Source organism: Flavobacterium cerinum, from assembly GCF_004028155.1.
GTDB classification, from domain to species: domain Bacteria; phylum Bacteroidota; class Bacteroidia; order Flavobacteriales; family Flavobacteriaceae; genus Flavobacterium; species Flavobacterium cerinum.
Genome location: NZ_SBII01000001.1, coordinates 200,011 through 219,211, shown reverse-complemented (window position 1 = coordinate 219,211; position 19,201 = coordinate 200,011). Strand labels below are relative to the sequence as shown.

At 37.3% G+C, this 19,201-nt stretch carries 19 protein-coding genes; 9 read left to right on the top strand and 10 right to left on the bottom strand.

Annotated elements, in window-relative coordinates:
* The first annotated feature begins 87 nt into the window (after positions 1-87).
* The 4 genes from EPI11_RS00975 (at position 88) to EPI11_RS00960 (ending at position 5,827) form a co-directional block, all read left to right on the top strand.
* Positions 88-2,886: a TonB-dependent receptor gene (locus tag EPI11_RS00975; RefSeq protein ID WP_128388090.1), complete on the top strand. Its 2,799-nt coding sequence runs from the start codon at positions 88-90 to the stop codon at positions 2,884-2,886.
* A 198-nt stretch (positions 2,887-3,084) separates the two neighbouring features.
* Positions 3,085-4,266, top strand: coding sequence for a hypothetical protein (locus EPI11_RS00970; RefSeq protein ID WP_128388089.1), 1,182 nt, complete (start codon positions 3,085-3,087; stop codon positions 4,264-4,266).
* A 166-nt stretch (positions 4,267-4,432) separates the two neighbouring features.
* On the top strand, positions 4,433-4,768 hold the full coding sequence (locus tag EPI11_RS00965; protein WP_128388088.1) for a T9SS type A sorting domain-containing protein: 336 nt from the start codon (positions 4,433-4,435) through the stop codon (positions 4,766-4,768).
* A 78-nt stretch (positions 4,769-4,846) separates the two neighbouring features.
* Positions 4,847-5,827 (top strand): LuxE/PaaK family acyltransferase, encoded by a 981-nt coding sequence (locus EPI11_RS00960; protein WP_128388087.1) that lies wholly within the window; start codon positions 4,847-4,849, stop codon positions 5,825-5,827.
* Positions 5,828-5,952: 125 nt separating this feature from the next.
* Here the strand turns inward: EPI11_RS00960 and tyrS are convergent, their stop codons facing one another.
* Positions 5,953-7,254 (bottom strand): tyrosine--tRNA ligase, encoded by a 1,302-nt coding sequence (gene tyrS / locus EPI11_RS00955; protein WP_128388086.1) that lies wholly within the window; start codon positions 7,252-7,254, stop codon positions 5,953-5,955.
* Positions 7,255-7,359: 105 nt separating this feature from the next.
* On the opposite strand from tyrS, the gene EPI11_RS00950 reads away from it, so the two are divergent.
* Positions 7,360-8,364: an NAD-dependent epimerase/dehydratase family protein gene (locus tag EPI11_RS00950; RefSeq protein WP_128388085.1), complete on the top strand. Its 1,005-nt coding sequence runs from the start codon at positions 7,360-7,362 to the stop codon at positions 8,362-8,364.
* Positions 8,365-8,412: 48 nt separating this feature from the next.
* Here EPI11_RS00950 and EPI11_RS00945 read toward each other — a convergent pair whose 3' ends face one another.
* The 3 genes from EPI11_RS00945 to EPI11_RS00935 are packed head-to-tail and all read right to left on the bottom strand — an operon-like array spanning position 8,413 to position 10,949.
* Positions 8,413-8,874 carry a DUF4296 domain-containing protein gene (locus EPI11_RS00945; protein ID WP_128388084.1) on the bottom strand — a complete coding sequence of 154 codons (462 nt, stop codon included), beginning with the start codon at positions 8,872-8,874 and terminating at the stop codon, positions 8,413-8,415.
* A 1-nt stretch (position 8,875) separates the two neighbouring features.
* A complete protein-coding gene (locus EPI11_RS00940; RefSeq protein WP_128388083.1) occupies positions 8,876-10,216 on the bottom strand; it encodes a dihydroorotase in 1,341 nt (446 codons plus the stop codon).
* A 10-nt stretch (positions 10,217-10,226) separates the two neighbouring features.
* Positions 10,227-10,949: a polyprenol monophosphomannose synthase gene (locus EPI11_RS00935; RefSeq protein ID WP_128388082.1), complete on the bottom strand. Its 723-nt coding sequence runs from the start codon at positions 10,947-10,949 to the stop codon at positions 10,227-10,229.
* 104 nt (positions 10,950-11,053) lie between these two features.
* On the opposite strand from EPI11_RS00935, the gene EPI11_RS00930 reads away from it, so the two are divergent.
* Complete coding sequence (locus EPI11_RS00930) at positions 11,054-11,719, top strand: DUF4271 domain-containing protein (protein ID WP_128388081.1); 666 nt, start codon at positions 11,054-11,056, stop codon at positions 11,717-11,719.
* 17 nt (positions 11,720-11,736) lie between these two features.
* Positions 11,737-12,486, top strand: a complete 750-nt coding sequence (locus EPI11_RS00925; protein ID WP_128388080.1) for a uroporphyrinogen-III synthase — start codon at positions 11,737-11,739, stop codon at positions 12,484-12,486.
* A gap of 67 nt (positions 12,487-12,553) precedes the next feature.
* On the opposite strand, the gene EPI11_RS18905 is transcribed toward EPI11_RS00925, so the two are convergent.
* From EPI11_RS18905 to EPI11_RS00915, 3 genes are all read right to left on the bottom strand, one after another.
* Complete coding sequence (locus tag EPI11_RS18905; RefSeq protein WP_164879091.1) at positions 12,554-12,694, bottom strand: hypothetical protein; 141 nt, start codon at positions 12,692-12,694, stop codon at positions 12,554-12,556.
* 115 nt (positions 12,695-12,809) lie between these two features.
* Positions 12,810-14,411 carry a phosphoenolpyruvate carboxykinase (ATP) gene (pckA, locus tag EPI11_RS00920; RefSeq protein ID WP_128388079.1) on the bottom strand — a complete coding sequence of 534 codons (1,602 nt, stop codon included), beginning with the start codon at positions 14,409-14,411 and terminating at the stop codon, positions 12,810-12,812.
* Between the two features lie 77 nt (positions 14,412-14,488).
* Positions 14,489-14,875, bottom strand: coding sequence for a DUF423 domain-containing protein (locus tag EPI11_RS00915; protein WP_128388078.1), 387 nt, complete (start codon positions 14,873-14,875; stop codon positions 14,489-14,491).
* A gap of 112 nt (positions 14,876-14,987) precedes the next feature.
* Here EPI11_RS00915 and EPI11_RS00910 point away from each other — a divergent pair, with 112 nt between their 5' ends.
* Together EPI11_RS00910 and EPI11_RS00905 are read left to right on the top strand one after the other, a co-directional pair.
* Positions 14,988-16,358, top strand: coding sequence for a saccharopine dehydrogenase family protein (locus EPI11_RS00910; RefSeq protein ID WP_128388077.1), 1,371 nt, complete (start codon positions 14,988-14,990; stop codon positions 16,356-16,358).
* Positions 16,359-16,496: 138 nt separating this feature from the next.
* Positions 16,497-16,967 carry an Lrp/AsnC ligand binding domain-containing protein gene (locus EPI11_RS00905; RefSeq protein ID WP_128388076.1) on the top strand — a complete coding sequence of 157 codons (471 nt, stop codon included), beginning with the start codon at positions 16,497-16,499 and terminating at the stop codon, positions 16,965-16,967.
* 56 nt (positions 16,968-17,023) lie between these two features.
* Here EPI11_RS00905 and EPI11_RS00900 read toward each other — a convergent pair whose 3' ends face one another.
* From EPI11_RS00900 to EPI11_RS00890, 3 genes are all read right to left on the bottom strand, one after another.
* On the bottom strand, positions 17,024-17,437 hold the full coding sequence (locus tag EPI11_RS00900; protein ID WP_241657559.1) for a (R)-mandelonitrile lyase: 414 nt from the start codon (positions 17,435-17,437) through the stop codon (positions 17,024-17,026).
* Between the two features lie 155 nt (positions 17,438-17,592).
* Positions 17,593-18,291, bottom strand: a complete 699-nt coding sequence (locus EPI11_RS00895) for a zinc metallopeptidase (RefSeq protein WP_128388074.1) — start codon at positions 18,289-18,291, stop codon at positions 17,593-17,595.
* A gap of 161 nt (positions 18,292-18,452) precedes the next feature.
* Positions 18,453-19,166, bottom strand: a complete 714-nt coding sequence (locus EPI11_RS00890) for a hypothetical protein (RefSeq protein ID WP_128388073.1) — start codon at positions 19,164-19,166, stop codon at positions 18,453-18,455.
* Positions 19,167-19,201 lie beyond the last annotated feature (35 nt).

The window sequence follows — 19,201 nt, the reverse complement described above, 5'->3', positions numbered from 1 at the left end:
AATAAAACCTAAATCCAAACGTAACTATTAAGTAACATAGCATTTGAATTGTGGCGGTTACTTTGCACCAAAATTATAACACACGAAATGAAACTTAAATTTTTATTAATTGCACTGTTTACCTTATCATTGAGCTTCGCTCAAAACAAAGGTACTGTCTCTGGCACGATCACTGACAAAGACATGAACAATGAAACACTACCATTTGCAAGTATTGCAATAAAAGGCACTGCCACTGGCACAAATGCAGATGAGAATGGAAAGTACTCTCTTTCTGTACCCGCAGGAACACATACTATAGTGTTTGGGTTTTTAGGATATGAAAGTGTAGAAATGCAGGTAACTGTTAAAGAAGGAGAAACAAGAATTATAAATAAAGCACTTGCTTCTTCAAGTGTACAACTACAGGATGTAGTAATTGAGAAAGTAGTTAACCGAGAAAAAGAAACGGCATTACTACTGGAACAGAAAAAATCTGTAGAGATCAAGCAAAGTATAGGTGCACAGGAATTATCCAGAAAAGGTATTGGAGATGTTGAAGAAGGCCTTACTAAAATTACAGGTATTACAAAAGTAGGATCACGTGGTATTTTTGTTCGTGGCCTGGAAGACCGTTACAACAGCCTTTTAGTAAACGATCTTGCTGTACCGTCTAATAACCCATTCCAAAAAATTATCCCTCTTGATTTATTCCCTACAGATATTGTAGGAGTTGTGGATGTTTACAAAACATTTACTCCAAACATCTACGGTGATTTTGCAGGTGGTACATTTAACATTGCAACTTCAAAAGGAAACAACGCTATTACGAAACTTAGCATAGGTGTAGGCTACACAACAAACAACAGCCTTTCTGACTTTAAATTTGCTGAAGACACACATTCTACAAAAGGCTTTTTTGGTTTTACAGGAAAAGACAGAAAAATGCCTTCGGTATTTGGTAGTACTCCAACAAACCCAACACTAACACCTGACGAATCTAAAGAAGCTTTCAAGACAGGATTTAACGCTCATTCAGGAAAAAGCCCCTTGAATACAAGTATAGGTGTTCTTCACTCAGAAAGATTCGATCTTAAAAATGATGCACGATTTACTTACTTACTATCGTTAAACTTCGACAACAGTTATACTGTACGTAATGGAGTAGACCGTACATTTGTAGGTACAGATGCCGGAATTTTGAGCGGTAACGATTTTGAAACTACAACTTACAACTACAAAACAAATACATCAGCTCTTTTAGGTCTTAACTACAAGAGAGATCGTTTTGAAATTTCATCAACTACTTTCTATTTAAAAACAACAGAGAGTTTTATACAGGATCAGCTAGGTGTATCTGAAAACAACGTAAACAACAAGAACTATCTTATACGTACTAATCAGTTAAACCAATCAGACTATCTTACTTCTCAGCTTAATGCTAAATATTACCTTAACGAGAACAAAGACCAGTTTATCCGCGGTGGAGCATCTTTTTCTAAAACATCTTACCAGCAGCCAGACCGTAAATTCTTTGCAGGAAGTAAAGAAGGAGAAAACATCATTACAAATGCAGGTGGTAATAACTTCCTTAGACAATATTTTGATGTAGACGGAAACATGTACTTCTCTGGATTAGCAGAATACACTAAGAAATTTGGTCCGCAAAACGATGCAGGAGAAAAAAGACACCAATTTAGTGTAGGATACAACGGATACATGAGTAAAACGGAAACTTCATACCGTTTTGTAAGTACTGAGAGCGGTTCTATATTCACAGCGCCAATTGATAATGTAGACAACGAATTCAACAAAGGAATCACTTCAGGAGCTTACCACTTTAGAGAAAGTTCAAATGCACAGTACAAATCTAAACTTGAAGATCTTTCTAATGCAGGATACGCTTCGGTATTACTTCACTTTGGCGACAAATGGGAAATTAATGGTGGGGTAAGAGTAGAACAAACAGGAAGACATATAAAATATCGTGAAAACGACTTCTTTGATGCAGATTTCCTTCCTATTGATAGAGATAAAACTTATGTATTACCGGCAGCAACAGTTAAATATGCAGTAACTGAAAAAGCAAACATTCGTTTTGCAGCAGGACAAACATATACAAAACCTGTAGTAATGGAAGTTTTACCTATTACTTACATTAACCCTGACGGAACATCTGTAAGTGGTAACCCTTACCTTGTAAACAGTGACAACTATAATGTTGACCTAAAATATGAATTTTTCCCAACCAATACAGAAACGTTCTCTATAGGTGTATTTGGTAAAAAAATAAAGAATGCTATAGAAAGAACCTACCAGCCTAATGCAGGTGGAGCAATAACAACATTCCTTAACACGGGCGATGCTACACTTTACGGTCTTGAAATGGATTTTATCCTTGACCTTGCAAGAGTAAGCGACAACCTTAAAGATTTGTCATGGGGCTTTAACACCTCTTTAATGACAACTAACGTAAGTGTTAACGAGAATTACATTAACAGTAATGGTAATGCTTCTTCATCTATCGAAACACACCGTGACCGTGACTTACAGGGAGCATCTAAATGGTTAGTGAATTCTGACCTTAAATATCAGTTTGGTTTCACAAATACATGGACAAACAACATCTCATTAGTATATGGTATCTTCGGAAAAAGGATCTACAGTGTAGGTACTAACCGTATCGATCATATTTATGAGTTACCAGTTAGCAAACTGGACCTTGTTTGGGGTAGTAAAATCAACGAGCATTTTGATGTAAAATTATCTGCAGATAACATTTTGAACCCAAAAGTTCGTTTTGAAACAGGTGATGAAAATGCAGTTATATTCACTCCATTGTCAAGAATGAACAAAGACTATAAAAAAGGTATAGGTTTTTCATTAAGCCTTAACTACACATTCTAAACGCTCACAACCCCAGTATACAAAAGGGCTGCTATTTTTAGCAGCCCTTTTTATTTACATAACCTTTTGATACTTAACATTAAACTAACCTTAAAATCAACATTCAATAACCATATCATAACACTGCTATAACTCACATGATGAAGGCTCAGACTACTTTTGGAACATCAAAAATTAACAAAATAAAAATTAAGAATCATGAAAAAATTTCTTTTAGGACTAACACTTATCGGAGCAATGTTTACAAGCTGTAGCGACGACGATTCTAATGGGCCAAAAAAGCCGGTAGAAGGAGAAATAACAGGTGTTATAACTACTAACCAAACGTTTGCTTACGGAAACTACACATTAAAAGGAATTGTGAAAATTGCTTCTGGAGCAACAGTAACATTCGAAAAAGGTTCTACAATTACTGCTAACAAACAAACTGGAGATAACGCTCTTGTTGTACTTAATGGTGGTAAACTTATCATTAACGGTACTGCTGCTGAGCCTGTAGTATTCACAGAAGCTTCAAAAATTCCTGGATCATGGGGAGGTATCATTATGTATGGTGATGCTCCAATAAAAGCGATCAACGCTGCTACAACTGCTACATCAGAAGATGGTAACAACCAGTCTTACGGAGGTGGTAACGCTGCTCACAATGGTGGTTCACTTAAATATGTACGTGTAGAGTATGCTGGTGCTAAACTTGCAGATGGTACAAAAGAAAACAATGCATTCACATTCTACTCTGTAGGTACTGGAACAACTCTTGACCACCTTGTAGCTTATAAAGGTGCTGATGACGGTTTCGAATTTTTCGGTGGAACTGTAAGTGCTTCAAACCTTATTTCTTTCGGTAACTATGATGACGCTTTTGACTGGCAAGATGGATGGCAAGGTCAAAACAACACTAACTGGTATGCTTACCAAGAAGTGAAAGGTAACTTTGGTATGGAGATCGAAGCTTCAGGAAACAACAATACTTTCTTCCCTAAAGTAACAAACGTAACACTTAAAAGAGTTGCAGGAACTGTTCCTGAAGTTGCAGGTGCTATCGAAATAGATGCTTTCCAATTCAAAAAAGAAGGTAACGGAGATTTCAATAACGTAATCATCGACGGATACGGAAACTATACTGAAGGTGCTAAAACTTACGAAGGTGCTGCTATCAAAATTCAGGATGCTCCTACAAACACAGATCAGGTTAACAACTCAAGAATCAAAATAACAAACGCTAAAATATCTAACACTACTAAAGAAGTATTAGGTGCATCAGATGCAATTGTTGTTGGATTCCCTAATGGAACTTTCACAAAAAGCGCTACAGCTACAGGTGCTAGTCTTGAGACTGGTAACTGGGCTACAGTAGGCGGAGCTTCTCTTATAAAATAATTCAGCTCAAAATATCTTAAAAAGCCCCTATATTAGGGGCTTTTTTGGTTAAACACAATAATATCCATAAACAATCTTATATCTACTTCGGAATAATTTTAACATTTAAGTTTTTTGGTATAGTATTTGAAATATATTTTATATCTTTACACAATCAATCACTCTTATGGCAAAAAAATACTTTTATATCACCGTCCTCTTCCTATTCCTGTTTTCTTTTGGGGCTGTAGCTCAGGAAAACAAAGGGATCGCATCTGGTAAAGAAGCAATAGAGGGACTCAACATTTACCCTAACCCGGCAAGTGCTGACAGGATTTATATTACTACCGCAAAACCTGCGCAAAGTAAAGAAGTAGAAATATTTGATGTTCTGGGGAAAAAGATACTTCAGGCAACACTTACCAGCAAAGAGCTTAACATCTCCGGGCTTACACCCGGCGTATACATCATCAAAATAAAAGAAGGTGATGCAACTGCAACAAGAAAACTTATCGTAAAATAATTACTATAAAATATATTTAGAAAGCACTGCCCTCCGGCGGTGCTTTTTTATTTGTATTTTTGCCAAAACATTTATCAATTGGTTACTGCACAAGACATATTTACCATATCCTCAAAAAAAGAGTTCGAAAAAATCACCCTTAAAGTATTTCGTCATCAATATGATAACAATACCATATACCGTGATTTTTGTAACTTTCTAAACAAGGATAAGCAAAATGTAAAATCAGTAAAGGAGATTCCATTTCTTCCAATACAGTTTTTCAAATCACACGAAGTACTAAGCAGTACAGATCCGGTTCATGAGACGTTTACCAGCAGTGGAACAACAGGAACAGTAACCAGCCGTCATCTTGTAACCGATCTAAGCTATTATGAGCAAAGTTTCCGTAAAGCATTCTCGCAATTTTATGGCAACATAGAAGATTATGCCGTTTTAGCACTACTCCCTTCTTACTTACAGCGCGAAGGCTCTTCATTAATCTATATGGTAGATGATCTCATACAGGCTTCGAACAACCCTGACAGTGGCTTCTATTTGAACAATTACGACGAACTTATAACAAAGCTCACCGATCTGGACAATGCAGGACAAAACGTATTGCTTATAGGTGTTACCTATGCCCTGCTCGATTTGATTGAAAAGCAAGACTTCAGCCTTAAGAATACTATCATTATGGAAACCGGAGGCATGAAAGGCCGCCGTAAAGAAATGATTCGTGAAGAACTGCACGATGTACTATGCAAAGGATTTGGCTTAAGCGAAATCCACTCAGAATATGGCATGACCGAGTTACTATCACAAGCCTATTCTCTTGGCAACGGTATCTTTGAATGCCCACCCTGGATGGACATACTTATCCGCGATACTGAGGATGCATTGAGCTACATTGATTATGGTAAAACAGGAGGCATAAATGTTATTGACCTTGCCAATATCAATTCCTGCTCATTTATAGCCACTCAGGATCTTGGTAAAAAATACACCAACCAATCTTTCGAAGTACTGGGCCGTTTTGACAATTCAGATATTAGAGGCTGTAACCTGATGGTCTATTAATTTTTCGAAAATTATAGAATATTTGAAATTCCTGCCCTGGCCGAAATGACACTTATTCACCTACAATACAAAAAAAAGGAGCCCTAAAGCTCCTTTTCACTATTTACATGCAATTTACACGTTGATTATGCTTCAACTGGAATTACAAAATTCTTTTTCTTGCCAAAAGACACAAGGATAAACTTGCCTAAAATAACATCAGCGGCAGACAATCCGTAAGCCTCAGTAATTTTTACTTTGTTTATCGCAACAGCATTTGCTGCCAGTGCTTTTCTTGCTTCACCACGTGACGGGAATATGTTCGTCTGATCAGCAAGTATTGTTATGATATCAGTATCAGCAGACAATTCAGCCTGAGTAAGACCTTTCACAAAAAACTCTTCAAAAATATCGGTAAAGAACTCCTCGCTAAGACCTTCTAAATCTTCACGCGTGTAGTTCGAAAATACAAATTCTGACTTTTTGATGGCATCCTCAGTATCTTCTGCTGAATGTACAAATGTTGTAATTTCTGCAGCAAGCCTTTTTTGAAGCAATCTTAAATGTGGCGCTTCATTATGTTCTGAAATTAATTTTTCTACTTCTTCTTTAGCAAGGAAAGTAAATATCTTAATGTACTTTTCTGCATCGGCATCACTGGTATTCAACCAAAACTGGTAGAATTTGTATATTGATGTTTTATCAGCATCCAACCAGATGTTACCACCTTCTGATTTTCCAAATTTAGAACCGTCTGCTTTCGTGATCAACGGACAGGTCATAGCATAAGCTTTAGCCCCTTCATCATTCATTCTACGCACAAGTTCTGTCCCTGTTGTTATGTTCCCCCACTGGTCACTACCACCTAGTTGCAGCAAACAGTTGTATTGTTTATGTAAATGGTAAAAATCATATCCCTGGATAAGCTGATAGGTAAACTCAGTAAATGACATACCCGATCCTGACTCGCCTGTAAGACGTTTTTTAACCGAATCTTTAGCCATCATATAATTCACCGTTATACGTTTGCCCACATCGCGCACAAAACCTATAAACGAGAATTCTTTCATCCAATCATAGTTGTTTACCAATATTGGAGCATTAGCCTCTGTTGAGTTAAAATCAAGGAAACGTGATAGCACGCCCTTAATACCTGCAACATTTTTTTCAAGCGCAGCTTCATCAAGAAGATTACGCTCATCTGATTTTCCAGATGGATCGCCAATCATTCCGGTAGCACCTCCTACTAATGCCATAGGTCGATGTCCACATTTTTGCAAATGAACCAGAATAATAATAGGTACAAGGCTGCCGATGTGCAATGAATCTGAAGTTGGATCAAAGCCTATATACGCCGTGGTCATTTCTTTATTCAATTGCTCTTCAGTTCCCGGCATAATGTCGTGTACCATGCCCCTCCATCTTAGTTCTTCTACAAAATTTTTCATGTCTGGATTTTAATAAGTCGCAAAAATACAAACCTACACGAAAAAAAGTGAGATTTAAATGATATTTGTATAAATAAATCTCAACTAAAAATTACATTTGTATCTATGATTTTAGTTACCGGCGGAACAGGATTAGTAGGTGCTCATTTACTGCTTCATTTAGCAGAAAGCGGGCAAAAAGCGCGTGCGTTATATCGCACCGAAAAAACTATCGCAAAAACCAAAGATCTTTTTATACACAACAAACGCCTCCCCTTATTTGATTCTATCGAATGGATGCAGGGCGATATTATCGATGTTCCGTCTTTAGAAGATGCCTTTCAGGGTATTGACACCGTATACCATTGTGCGGCCTATATTTCTTTTGAACCTAAAGACGAAGAAATGCTTAGAAAAGTAAACATCGAAGGCACCGCAAATATGGTGAATTTTGCACTGGCCTACGGCATAAAAAGATTTTGCCATGTAAGCTCTATTGCTGCGCTGGGCGATGCCAAAGAAAACGAAGCCATTACAGAAGAAACAGAATGGAATCCAGAGGTTAGGCATGGTGATTATGCTATAAGTAAATATGGGGCAGAAATGGAAGTATGGCGTGGCTGGCAGGAAGGGCTCAATGTGGTAATAGTAAATCCAGGGCTTATTTTTGGTAACGGATTTTGGGATCAGGGGAGTGGTAAAATATTTAAAGTGGTAAAGAGAGGACAATTCTTTTACACCAAAGGCACTTGTGGCATTGTAGCCGTAAAAGACGTTGTAAACGCAATGATACAACTCACAGAAAGCAGCATTAACGGCGAACGGTTTACACTGGTAGCCGAAAATGTTTCCTATAAAGATATTCTTGATATTGTTGCTGACGGAATGAGCAAAACGCGTCCCGCATTTTATGCCTCGCCACTAATGACTTCTTTTGCATGGCGTATGGACTGGCTATTCTCTAAATTATTCATGAGAAACAGAATGCTCACCCGCAGTATGGCAAAATCATCACACAATCATGAAAACTACGATAACAGCAAAATAAGTAATGTAATTGCTTTTCGCTTCACAGAAATAAGAACGTACTTAAAACAACTGGCAGAAAGCTATCCTCTCAAAAATCAATAGATCAATTTTATAAATAAAAAAAGCCGGAATATCTTTCCGGCTTTTTTATTATTTTACAGCAGCTTTTGCTTTTTTATGCGAGAGAGTATCTAAAACTTTTTTACTAAGACTATCCATCTTAGCAGCAACTTTAAACTTTTTGTTCTCTCCTTTTTTCAAAGGCTTAGCTTCATCTTTTTTTGCTTTAAATTTTTCTTTTTCTTTCTTGACCCTTTCTGTCAGTTTTGACTGTATCGACTCATACAGCTCTAGTTTAGACGCATAATAAGCCTGATTTTGCGCAAAAGTAAGACTATCAATATTATACTTTTTGTAAATATAATTCTTAGCATCTACTTTACCTTCTTCCAGCGCCTGACCCTGATAGGACTTAATAGCCTGCAGTATCGAAATATCATACAGTATATTAACCATATCACCTTCTTTTAGCAGATGATCAGGTTTTGGCACAGTCTCATTACTGCACGCAAAAGCTAAAAACGATACCAGAATAAATGCCAGTTTTTTCATATTACCTATCAAAAAGCAAACGTTCGCCACAACGAAGGTCTTTTACCTTAAAGTTGTTATAAACAAGCGTTCCATTTACAAATGTATGCGTAATTCTCGATTTAAAGTTAATTCCTTCAAACGGAGACCATCCGCATTTATATAAAATATTTTCTTTCTTAACATTCCAAGGCAATCCGGGGTTTACAAGAACAAGATCGGCATAATAACCTTCTTTAATAAATCCGCGTTTTTCGATTTTAAAGATCTTAGCGGGGTTATGCGCCATTTTCTCTACAATCTTTTCTACAGATATTTTCTTTTGATGATATGCCTCAAACATAGCCACTACAGCATGCTGAACCAGCGGCCCGCCTGATGGTGAACTAGTGTAAGGATTTTTCTTTTCTTCCAATGTATGAGGAGCATGGTCTGTAGCAACCACATCGATCCTGTCATCCAGTAAAGCATCCCAAAGCGCTTGTCTGTCTTCCGCAGTTTTCACTGCCGGATTCCATTTAATAAGCGCACCTTTTTTCTCATAGTCAGCATCGCTAAACCATAAGTGGTGGATACAAACTTCTGCCGTGATCATTTTATCTTCAAGCGGAATCTTATTCGTAAATAAATCTGTCTCCTTAGCTGTAGAAACATGGAACACATGCAGTCTTGCACCTGTTTTCTTTGCAAGCTCTACTGCGCGCGATGATGAGATATAACAAGCCTCAGCACTTCTTATAAGCGGATGGAATTTTACAGGAATATCATCTCCGTATTCTTCTTTATATTTTTCAAGATTTTCTCTTATAGTCGCTTCATCTTCACAATGCGCGGCAATAAGCATTTTTGTACTGGAGAATATTTTTTCCAGTACTGCCTCGTCATCAACCAGCATATTACCGGTAGAAGAACCTAGAAACAGCTTAATACCTGCTACATTTTTAGGGTTGGTTTTTAAAACTTCTTCAAGATTGTCATTTGTACCACCCATCATAAACGAATAGTTAGCATAAGACACTTCTGCAGCTCTTTGGTACTTTTGCTCAAGCAGTTCCTGTGTTACTGCATTTGGCACTGTATTAGGCTGCTCAATATAAGAAGTAATACCACCTGCAACAGCAGCTCGGGATTCAGTTTCAATGTTTCCTTTATGAGTAAGTCCCGGCTCACGAAAATGCACCTGGTCATCAATAGCACCCGGTATCAGGAAACTTCCTTCAGCATCAATAATCTTCACATCAGAAGATTTAGCACTAATACTTTCGGCGATTTCTTTTATAAACTTGTCTTCAATTAAAAGGTCACCCTCAAAAATGGATCCTTCATTTACAATCTTCGCATTCTTAATTAAAATCCTGTTCATTTATTCTTTTCTATAGTCGGTTAAGCATTTTTTTTATTCGTAGTGATATCACTCCCAGTATCGCCTCTTTAAAGATGGCGCTACTCATTTTAGATTCGCCTTTCGTACGGTCTGTAAATATTATAGGTACTTCCACAATATTAAACCCATTAGCATAGGCACGGTATTTCATTTCAATCTGAAAGGCATAGCCCACAAATTTTATTCTGTCAAGAACTACACTCTCAAGCACCTTTCGGCGGTAACATATAAAGCCTGCGGTAGCATCTCTTATGGTCATTCCCGTTATTGCACGCACATAACTGGATGCAAAATAAGACATTAACACCCGACTTAAAGGCCAGTTCACTACATTTACTCCGGTAACATAACGCGAGCCTATAGCAACATCAGCACCCTTAACACAGGCAGTAAGCAATTTTTCAAGATCTTGCGGATTGTGTGAAAAATCAGCATCCATCTCAAAAATATATTCATACTTACGCTCAATAGCCCATTTAAAACCATGTACGTAAGCAGTCCCCAATCCGGATTTTCCTGGTCTTACCTCAAGAAAAAGCTTTTCAGGATATTCCTGCTGCAGCTCCATTACTTTTTGAGCTGTACCATCAGGCGAATTATCATCTACAACCAATATATTAAAAACTGTTTTAAGTTCAAAAACAGCCCTTATAATGGTTTCTATGTTTTCAATTTCGTTATAGGTAGGAATTATAACAACACCTTCGCTCATGTGATACCCTGAATTTTTGTGCAAAAATAATGTATTTCTAACGAGCTTAGCATAATTAAAGTATATTTAAAATAACCGATTGCAAAAAATACTAATTTTGCACCATGATGGATCTGGTTTACAACGAACGAATAATAGGCGGCAAAGATTGGGCTACAATTCTTTTTGTGGTCTGTTTCGCGCTTATAGCACTTAACCGTACGGTTTTCGAAACACGCTTCTCCGAATTCATAAAGCTAGGAGTATCAGACAAGTATACAAAGATATATAAAGATAGCGGTAACATGCTAAGTTGGTTTACTATTTCTTTTTTCTTTATTCAGGTTGTTTCATTTACCTTTTTACTACAATTTATATTAAGCTATTTTAATCTGGCACAAAAAACAAGCTGGATATCATTTATTCAAATATTTACCTTAATAGGTGCGTTTATTCTTTCGAAATACCTAATTGAAAAGATAATTGCCACATCTTTTAATATAGAAGAATTTAATGAGCAGTTTAATTTACACAAAGTTAACTATAGAACATACATCGGATTGCTATTATTGCCTGTAAACATTTTCTTATTTTACAATGATATACAGCATCCTATTGTGATTTATACAATCATTACCCTAATAATTGCAGCAACAATAATATCCTACCTCGTTTCATTAAGGATATATCAAAATTTGATAGTGAGTAAATTATTCTATTTTATTTTGTATCTTTGCGCACTTGAAATAGCACCCTATTATTTCATGTATTATTGGTTTACAAACAGTTAGTATACAACATGTCAAATATGAAAGTGAAAACAATTTTGGTTTCGCAGCCGGAGCCTAAAGTAGAAAATTCACCATACTTCGAAATTCAACAAAAGTTGAAGGTAAAGGTAGACTTTAGACCTTTTATTCACGTTGAGGGTGTAAGTGCCAAGGATATAAGACAGCAAAAAGTAGATTTAAACAACTACACTGCGATTATCCTTACGAGCAAGAACTCTATTGACCATTTCTTTCGCGTAGCCGAAGAAATGCGCTACAAAGTCCCGGAAACCCTTAAATATTTCTGTCAGAGCGAAGCTATTGCTTTCTACCTGCAAAAGTATGTGGTGTACCGCAAAAGAAAGATCTATGTAGGTCAGAAAGATTTTGCAGATTTATCACCTCTTATTAAAAAATACAAGGACGAGAAATTCCTTCTCCCTTCATCAGATCAGCTGAATTTCGATATTCCGCAAACCCTGAACAACCTGAAGGTAGATTGGACAGCAGGTACTTTTTACAAAACAGTAATGAGCGACCTTAGTGACCTTAAAGATGTTTATTATGACATCCTGGCTTTCTTCAGTCCAACAGGAATCAAGTCGCTCTTTAAAAATTTCCCAGATTTTGAGCAAAACAACACACGCATAGCCGTGTTTGGAAGCACAACACAAAAAGAAGCCTTGGAACACGGCCTAAGAGTCGATATTATGGCGCCAACACCTGGTACACCATCTATGACCATGGCACTGGAAAAATACATTACAGAAGCTAATAAAGGGAAATAATCCTTTTATACACATAATACAAAAAGCCACCTATCGGTGGCTTTTTGTATTATTACATACTGTGTTTTTATTTTAAAAAACCTTTAGAATTTACATGGTAGCCAAGTATTTTAGCCTCATCATTCTCATCTTTCCTAACAATAACTACTGTCTCTATAGCCGGATAATTTTCATATATTACATCATAAACCAGTATACATTTTGACATTTCACCGCCATTACCACCAAAAATGCGTGTAGAACTCCATTACTAACAACAAAAAAGCCGTCCCCTTTAACAGGGACAGCCTTCTTTCCAAAAAACATCTATTCTAAAATTCACATTATGCCAACGGTCCGCCGGCCATAATCTCTTCATTTGCAAATTCCTCAAATTTTGCAAAGTTTTTTCTAAATGCTTCAGCCAATTCTTTAGCTTTTGCATCATATGCATCTTTGTCTGCCCATGTATTCCTTGGATTAAGAACTTCATCCGGCACGTTAGGACACGTTTGAGGTTTGGCTAAACCAAACAACTCATGGTTTTTATATTCCACATTATCAAGCTCACCATTAAGTGCAGCTGTGATCATGGCTCTTGTATATTTTAATTTCATCCTTTCACCAGTGCCATAAGCGCCTCCGGTCCATCCGGTATTAATAAGCCATACATTTACGCCAGACTCTTTCATTTTTTTGCTTAACATTTCAGCATATTTTGCAGGATGAAGCGGCATAAACGGCGCTCCAAAGCAAGCAGAGAAGTTAGGCTGCGGTTCGTTAATACCTGCCTCTGTACCTGCAACTTTTGAAGTATAACCAGAGATAAAGTAATAAGCCGCCTGACCAGGAGTCAGTTTAGAGATTGGAGGCAGGATACCAAATGAGTCGGCACTAAGAAAGAATATATTCTTAGGATTATGACCCACAGATCCTGGCTGTATGTTATCGATATGATAAATAGGATAACTAACACGTGTATTTGGTGTGATAGAAACATCATCAAAATCCACCTCGTTAGTACCTGCTTTAAATATTACGTTTTCAAGGATCGCTCCTCTTTTTATAGCTCTGAAAATATCCGGCTCGTTTTCTTCAGTAAGGTTAATTACTTTAGCATAACAACCACCTTCAAAATTAAATACCGTGTTATCATTTGTCCATCCGTGCTCATCATCTCCGATAAGTTTACGTTCCGGATCAGCAGAAAGCGTTGTTTTACCAGTACCAGAAAGACCAAAGAAAATAGCAGTATCACCTTTTTCTCCTACGTTAGCACTACAGTGCATTGGTAAAGCGTCTTTGTCTACAGGAAGTATAAAGTTAAGCGCAGAGAAGATACCCTTTTTCATCTCTCCTGTATAACCTGTACCACCTATAAGAGCAATTTTTCTTGTGAAATCTAATATTGCAAAATTATGCTGACGTGTACCATCTACAGCAGGATCTGCCATAAAACCCGGTGCACATACCACATGCCAGTCGGCAGTGAAGTTCTCTAATTCTGATTCTTCCGGACGAAGAAACATATTATAACAAAACAGGTTAGACCATGCAAATTCGGTCACAACTCTTACGTTAAGTCTATAATCGTTGTCCGCACAAACATAGCTGTCGCGAACAAATACCTCTTTACCAGACAGGTAATCAGTAACCTTATTATATAGTGCATCAAATTTAGCACTATCAAAAGCTATATTTACATTACCCCACCATACTTTATCCTCGGTAATGCTGTCGCGAACAATGAAACGATCCTGAGGCGATCTTCCGGTAAACTCTCCAGTGTTAACTGCAAGAGCACCCGTGTTACTTTCAACACCTTGGCCTTTTTCAATTGTGATATCATGAAGATCATCCGGAGACAACTGATACCTCACATTAGCATTTTTAATTCCCAAGTTCTCTAACGAAATCGTTTTCGTTGAAAGGCCGTAGTTATCCATACTTTTAGATTAAGTTGCATTGTTACAAGGCACAAAAATAAAATATTTTTTTTACATTGTATCGATTTACAACAAAATTATCTCTTTTGTTTAATAAAATGTAAAAATAAGGTTAACCAGGCACCTATTAATAACAATCCTCCAACAGGAGTGATCATTCCAATTTTCTTGAAGTCAAAGGAAAACAGTGAATTACAAGCTAAAAAGTAAATTGACCCCGAAAAAAGCGCCACCCCTGAAACAACCAGTGTTAAAATAATTTTCTTTATTTTATCGCTTATTAGAGCAGTACTGCCTACAAATAATAAAAATAACGCGTGATACATTTGATATTTTACACCCGTTTCAAAAACAATGATCGATTCCTGCGAGATAAGTTCTTTTAGTCCGTGAGCCCCAAAAGCCCCCAGTACGATAGCAACAGCACCTAAAATAGCAGCTATTGCAATTACTTTTTTATCCATTCTTAATTATTTATTATTCAGTAAAATTAAAAACTTTAACTAATTTTTTGCAGATAAATTTTTTATAAAAATAACAAATTACTACTTTCGTGTGATAATTCATTACATCGCTATGAGGAATATTTTTATTATCGGGGCGGGGCGTTCAGCTTCATCACTGATAGAATACTTACTAAACAAATCAGAATCAGAAGATTTACACCTTACAATTGGCGACCTTTCTGCCGAACTGGCACTAAAAAAAACCAAAGGACACCCACGTGCTACCGCTATAGCTTTTGATATTTTTAACGAACAACAACGAAAAGAAGAGATCAGTAAAGCCGATATTGTAATTTCAATGCTCCCGGCACATCTTCATTTTGAAGTCGCAAAAGACTGTATAAATTACAAAAAACATATGGTCACGGCTTCTTATATAAGCCCGGCCATGCAGGAACTTGATCCTCTTGTAAAAGAGAACAATCTTGTGTTTATGAATGAGATTGGCCTTGACCCGGGCATCGACCACATGAGTGCCATGAAAATCATAGACGAAATACGCAGTGAAGGCGGTAAAATTTTATTGTTCGAATCGTTTTGCGGCGGACTTGTAGCTCCGGAAAGCGACAACAACCTGTGGAATTACAAATTTACCTGGAACCCGCGCAATGTAGTACTTGCAGGACAAGGCGGTGCTGCTAAATTTATTCAGGAGGGGAATTACAAATACATCCCTTACAATAAGTTATTTCGCAGGACAGAGTTTATGGAAGTAGAAGGCTATGGCCGATTTGAAGGCTATGCTAACCGTGACTCACTAAAATACAGAAGTATTTACGGTCTTGATGATGCACTTACTTTATACCGAGGTACACTTCGCAGGGTAGGCTTCTCAAAATCATGGAACATGTTCATCCAACTGGGTATGACTGATGATACTTACACCATCGAAAACTCAGAAACCATGAGCTACAGGGAGTTTACCAACTCATTCCTGCCTTACCACCCTACCGATTCTGTTGAATTAAAACTGAGACATATTTTAAAGATCGATCAGGATGATATTCAATGGGATAAGCTTGTTGAATTAGATCTTTTCAATCCTAAAAAAATAATAGGGCTACACAATGCTACTCCTGCACAGATACTTGAAAAAATATTGTCTGACAGCTGGACATTGAGTCCTAACGACAAAGACATGATCGTGATGTACCATAAAATTGGATACGAATTAAACGGTCAGAAAAAACAAATTGATGCTACAATGGTATGCACGGGTGAAGACCAAACGTATACTGCAATGGCAAAAACCGTAGGATTACCTGTTGCCATAGCAGCCCTACAGATACTTAATAAAAATATTACAACACCAGGTGTTCAACTTCCGCTTAACAAAGAAGTATACCTGCCAATATTAAAAGAACTTGAAGGATTTGGGGTCGTTTTTCATGAAAAAACAGGCAGCTATATGGGCTATAACCCAAACAATGTAGCGAGCTAAAGCCTCTTAACTAACCCAATTTTGCAAGAACCTTCCCTTTAACCGGGGAAGGTTTTTTTATTAACTGACATTCAACTAATGTAATTTATAGCAAAACAGGAATCAAATACTTATATTTATCTTTCAATTTGAAATCAAATGAAAGTAAATCACCTACAGGTAGAAATAGACGGAATTGATAAAGAGATACTGCGTTACCTCATGGAAGACGCCCGAAAGCCCATACTTCAGATCGCAGGGAAAATAGGCATATCGGGAGCAGCCATACACCAACGTCTCCGCAAACTGGAACAGGCAGGTGTTATAGCGGGTTCAAAGTTTATTGTAAATACCCGAGTACTGGGTTACAGCACTATGGCGTTTGTAGGCATTTATCTTGAAAAAGCAGCCAGTAACCTCGAAGCGGTAAAAGAGCTCCGCAAAATACCCGAAGTACTGGAATGCCACTACACTACAGGAAACTGGTCTATATTCATAAAGATCATCTGTAGGGATAACGAGCACCTAATGCAGCTTCTTAACCACAGGATTCAACCTATAGATGGCGTATCACGTACCGAAACTTTTATCTCCTTAGATCAGCAAATAGAAAGGCAGATACAGTTATAGACATGAAATATTTGATATGAGAAGTGAGAAGTTCGATTTAGAAGATTTGATGTACTTTAAGATAACGATATTCCCAAATAATCTTTATCCAAAACAGGTTCAATCCAGTTTACGGTACCTTTTTCACTATTGATGTTAATTGCCGTATGTTTAAACCTACTGTTTGGCGATGCACCATGCCAATGTTTAATACCCGGAAGAATATTTATTACATCGCCTACACGAATCTCCTGAATAGGAGATCCCTCTTCCTGATAGTAACCAACTCCTTCTGTGACAATTAATATCTGATTACTTGGATGCGTATGCCAATAATTTCTTGCTGATGGCTCAAATAGAACGTCGGTAATAGTACAATTCGTTATTTCATCTGGTTTTACCAATGGTTTTAACCATGCTGTTCCCGTAAAATATTCCTGTGGTGCCTTGATATAACCTTCCGGCTGAATACCATTATTTTGATTTTCCATATTTTTAATATTTACCTATTTACAAAGTTATGGAGAACATTCCCAGATCGATAAAAGAATCAAAGCAAATCATTGTCTAAATCAAACAATAAAAAAAATCCGCCCGGTTGTTACCGAAGCGGATTTTCCCACTCTATATATAGAAAGGAATTAAATTAATTCCTTGATCCGCCAAATACCTGAAGTGCCCAAAAAACAAGGCTGGCCAATGCTCCAATTGCAGCTACTAAATAAGTACGCGCTGCCCATTTAAGCGAATCTTCTGCCCCGGCATATTCCTCTTGGGTTAACATATTTTTATTTTTAAGCCATGCCAGTGCACGGTTACTTGCATCATATTCTACCGGAAGTGTAATAAAACTAAACACTGTAGCAAGCGCCATTAATACCAACCCGGCTACTGCTATATAGTATCCTGCACCAAATCCTGATGCCGCACCTAAAATAAGACCACCAAAAACAAGCCATTGCGACATGCCTGAACTAACACTTACAACAGGCACCAGTCTGGAACGCAATTTCAGCATATCATAAGCTGTAGCGTGCTGCACAGCATGCCCTACCTCGTGAGCTGCAACAGCTGCCGCAGCTGCATTTCGCTGGTTATAAACAGCCTCACTAAGGTTTACCGTTTTATCTACCGGATTATAATGGTCAGTTAATCTACCTGGCGTAGAAATAACCCTTACATCATAAATACCATTGTCGCTAAGCATTTTTTGTGCAATCTCCGCACCGCTCATACCATTACGTAAATGTACTCTTGAGTAAAAGTCAAATTTGCTTTTTAGCTTTGAACTTACTGCAAAACTTACCAAAGCAATTATACCGATCAATATATAATATCCTATCATTTTTTAAAGTTTTGGTTTCCTAGAACATATCAAATTTAAAGCCAATCTCTCCGGGAGTAGTGTTAAATGAAATTTTGTCAGTGGCTGTCAGCCGTTTAAGTATAAAAAAACAAAGGCCGGTCTCTTCAAGACCAGCCTTTGTTTAAAAATATAACTATGAATTAAAATCCTATCAAAACTTTAGCATAGAAACTCCCCTGGCCGCTTTCGTTAACCGTATTAGCAAGATCTGCAAAATCAGATTTCCATTTACCTCTTGTTACGCCAATATTATAACCAGCATTTATGCGAACAGGAAAACTTTGCTGAAAAAGGCCTAAAGCAACAGATGGCCCTAAAGTAAGCTGTCCGTTTCTCATGGAAATATGCCCGGTGTGGGTTGCTGGATTAAGATTATTAAGATCTATAGTATTTCCTCTCGAATACAGGTTGATCCCCGTTTGTGCATATCCAATATCAAGACCTGCAGAAAAAAACATATCCTGTTTGTCTATCAATTTATACTGCACCCTCATTTTTACATTAGCTACGGTTGTTTTTATCCTGTTACCTGCTGTTTTCTCATCCATGTAGCCTAAACCAGCTTCAATATCATGATAAAATCTGGAATCGGAAGGAACAAAGCTGAATCCAAAAGTAAATTCGGGTGCTGCATTTGCAATTTGAGGCATCCCGGATGCTTTTAGTTTGTCATTCATTTTATAATCTGACAAAACATTCACACCAAACCCATAATAAAAGTTGGGACGGTCTACATTACGACGTTTAATCTGAGTTTGTTCATTGGTAGTGGCTGCAGGTGTTTCTGTTTCCTGAGCGATTACGGATAATTGAACCCCAAGAACCCCAAGGGCAATAAATACGATTTTTTTCATAAGGTTTTATAGTTTATAGGTTGTCTTTAATTCTG

Excerpts from the sequence above, each read along its gene's own strand:
- EPI11_RS00925 (WP_128388080.1), top strand. The coding sequence starts at position 11,737 with ATGAAAGTGAAAACAATTTTGGTTTCGCAGCCGGAGCCTAAAGTAGAA.
- EPI11_RS00910 (WP_128388077.1), top strand. The coding sequence starts at position 14,988 with ATGAGGAATATTTTTATTATCGGGGCGGGGCGTTCAGCTTCATCACTG.
- EPI11_RS00900 (WP_241657559.1), bottom strand. The coding sequence starts at position 17,437 with ATGGAAAATCAAAATAATGGTATTCAGCCGGAAGGTTATATCAAGGCA.
- EPI11_RS00945 (WP_128388084.1), bottom strand. The coding sequence starts at position 8,874 with ATGAAAAAACTGGCATTTATTCTGGTATCGTTTTTAGCTTTTGCGTGC.
- EPI11_RS00930 (WP_128388081.1), top strand. The coding sequence starts at position 11,054 with ATGATGGATCTGGTTTACAACGAACGAATAATAGGCGGCAAAGATTGG.
- EPI11_RS00935 (WP_128388082.1), bottom strand. The coding sequence starts at position 10,949 with ATGAGCGAAGGTGTTGTTATAATTCCTACCTATAACGAAATTGAAAAC.
- EPI11_RS18905 (WP_164879091.1), bottom strand. The coding sequence starts at position 12,694 with ATGTCAAAATGTATACTGGTTTATGATGTAATATATGAAAATTATCCG.
- EPI11_RS00915 (WP_128388078.1), bottom strand. The coding sequence starts at position 14,875 with ATGGATAAAAAAGTAATTGCAATAGCTGCTATTTTAGGTGCTGTTGCT.
- EPI11_RS00975 (WP_128388090.1), top strand. The coding sequence starts at position 88 with ATGAAACTTAAATTTTTATTAATTGCACTGTTTACCTTATCATTGAGC.
- EPI11_RS00890 (WP_128388073.1), bottom strand. The coding sequence starts at position 19,166 with ATGAAAAAAATCGTATTTATTGCCCTTGGGGTTCTTGGGGTTCAATTA.
- EPI11_RS00970 (WP_128388089.1), top strand. The coding sequence starts at position 3,085 with ATGAAAAAATTTCTTTTAGGACTAACACTTATCGGAGCAATGTTTACA.
- EPI11_RS00895 (WP_128388074.1), bottom strand. The coding sequence starts at position 18,291 with ATGATAGGATATTATATATTGATCGGTATAATTGCTTTGGTAAGTTTT.
- tyrS (WP_128388086.1), bottom strand. The coding sequence starts at position 7,254 with ATGAAAAATTTTGTAGAAGAACTAAGATGGAGGGGCATGGTACACGAC.
- EPI11_RS00965 (WP_128388088.1), top strand. The coding sequence starts at position 4,433 with ATGGCAAAAAAATACTTTTATATCACCGTCCTCTTCCTATTCCTGTTT.
- EPI11_RS00950 (WP_128388085.1), top strand. The coding sequence starts at position 7,360 with ATGATTTTAGTTACCGGCGGAACAGGATTAGTAGGTGCTCATTTACTG.
- pckA (WP_128388079.1), bottom strand. The coding sequence starts at position 14,411 with ATGGATAACTACGGCCTTTCAACGAAAACGATTTCGTTAGAGAACTTG.
- EPI11_RS00940 (WP_128388083.1), bottom strand. The coding sequence starts at position 10,216 with ATGAACAGGATTTTAATTAAGAATGCGAAGATTGTAAATGAAGGATCC.
- EPI11_RS00905 (WP_128388076.1), top strand. The coding sequence starts at position 16,497 with ATGAAAGTAAATCACCTACAGGTAGAAATAGACGGAATTGATAAAGAG.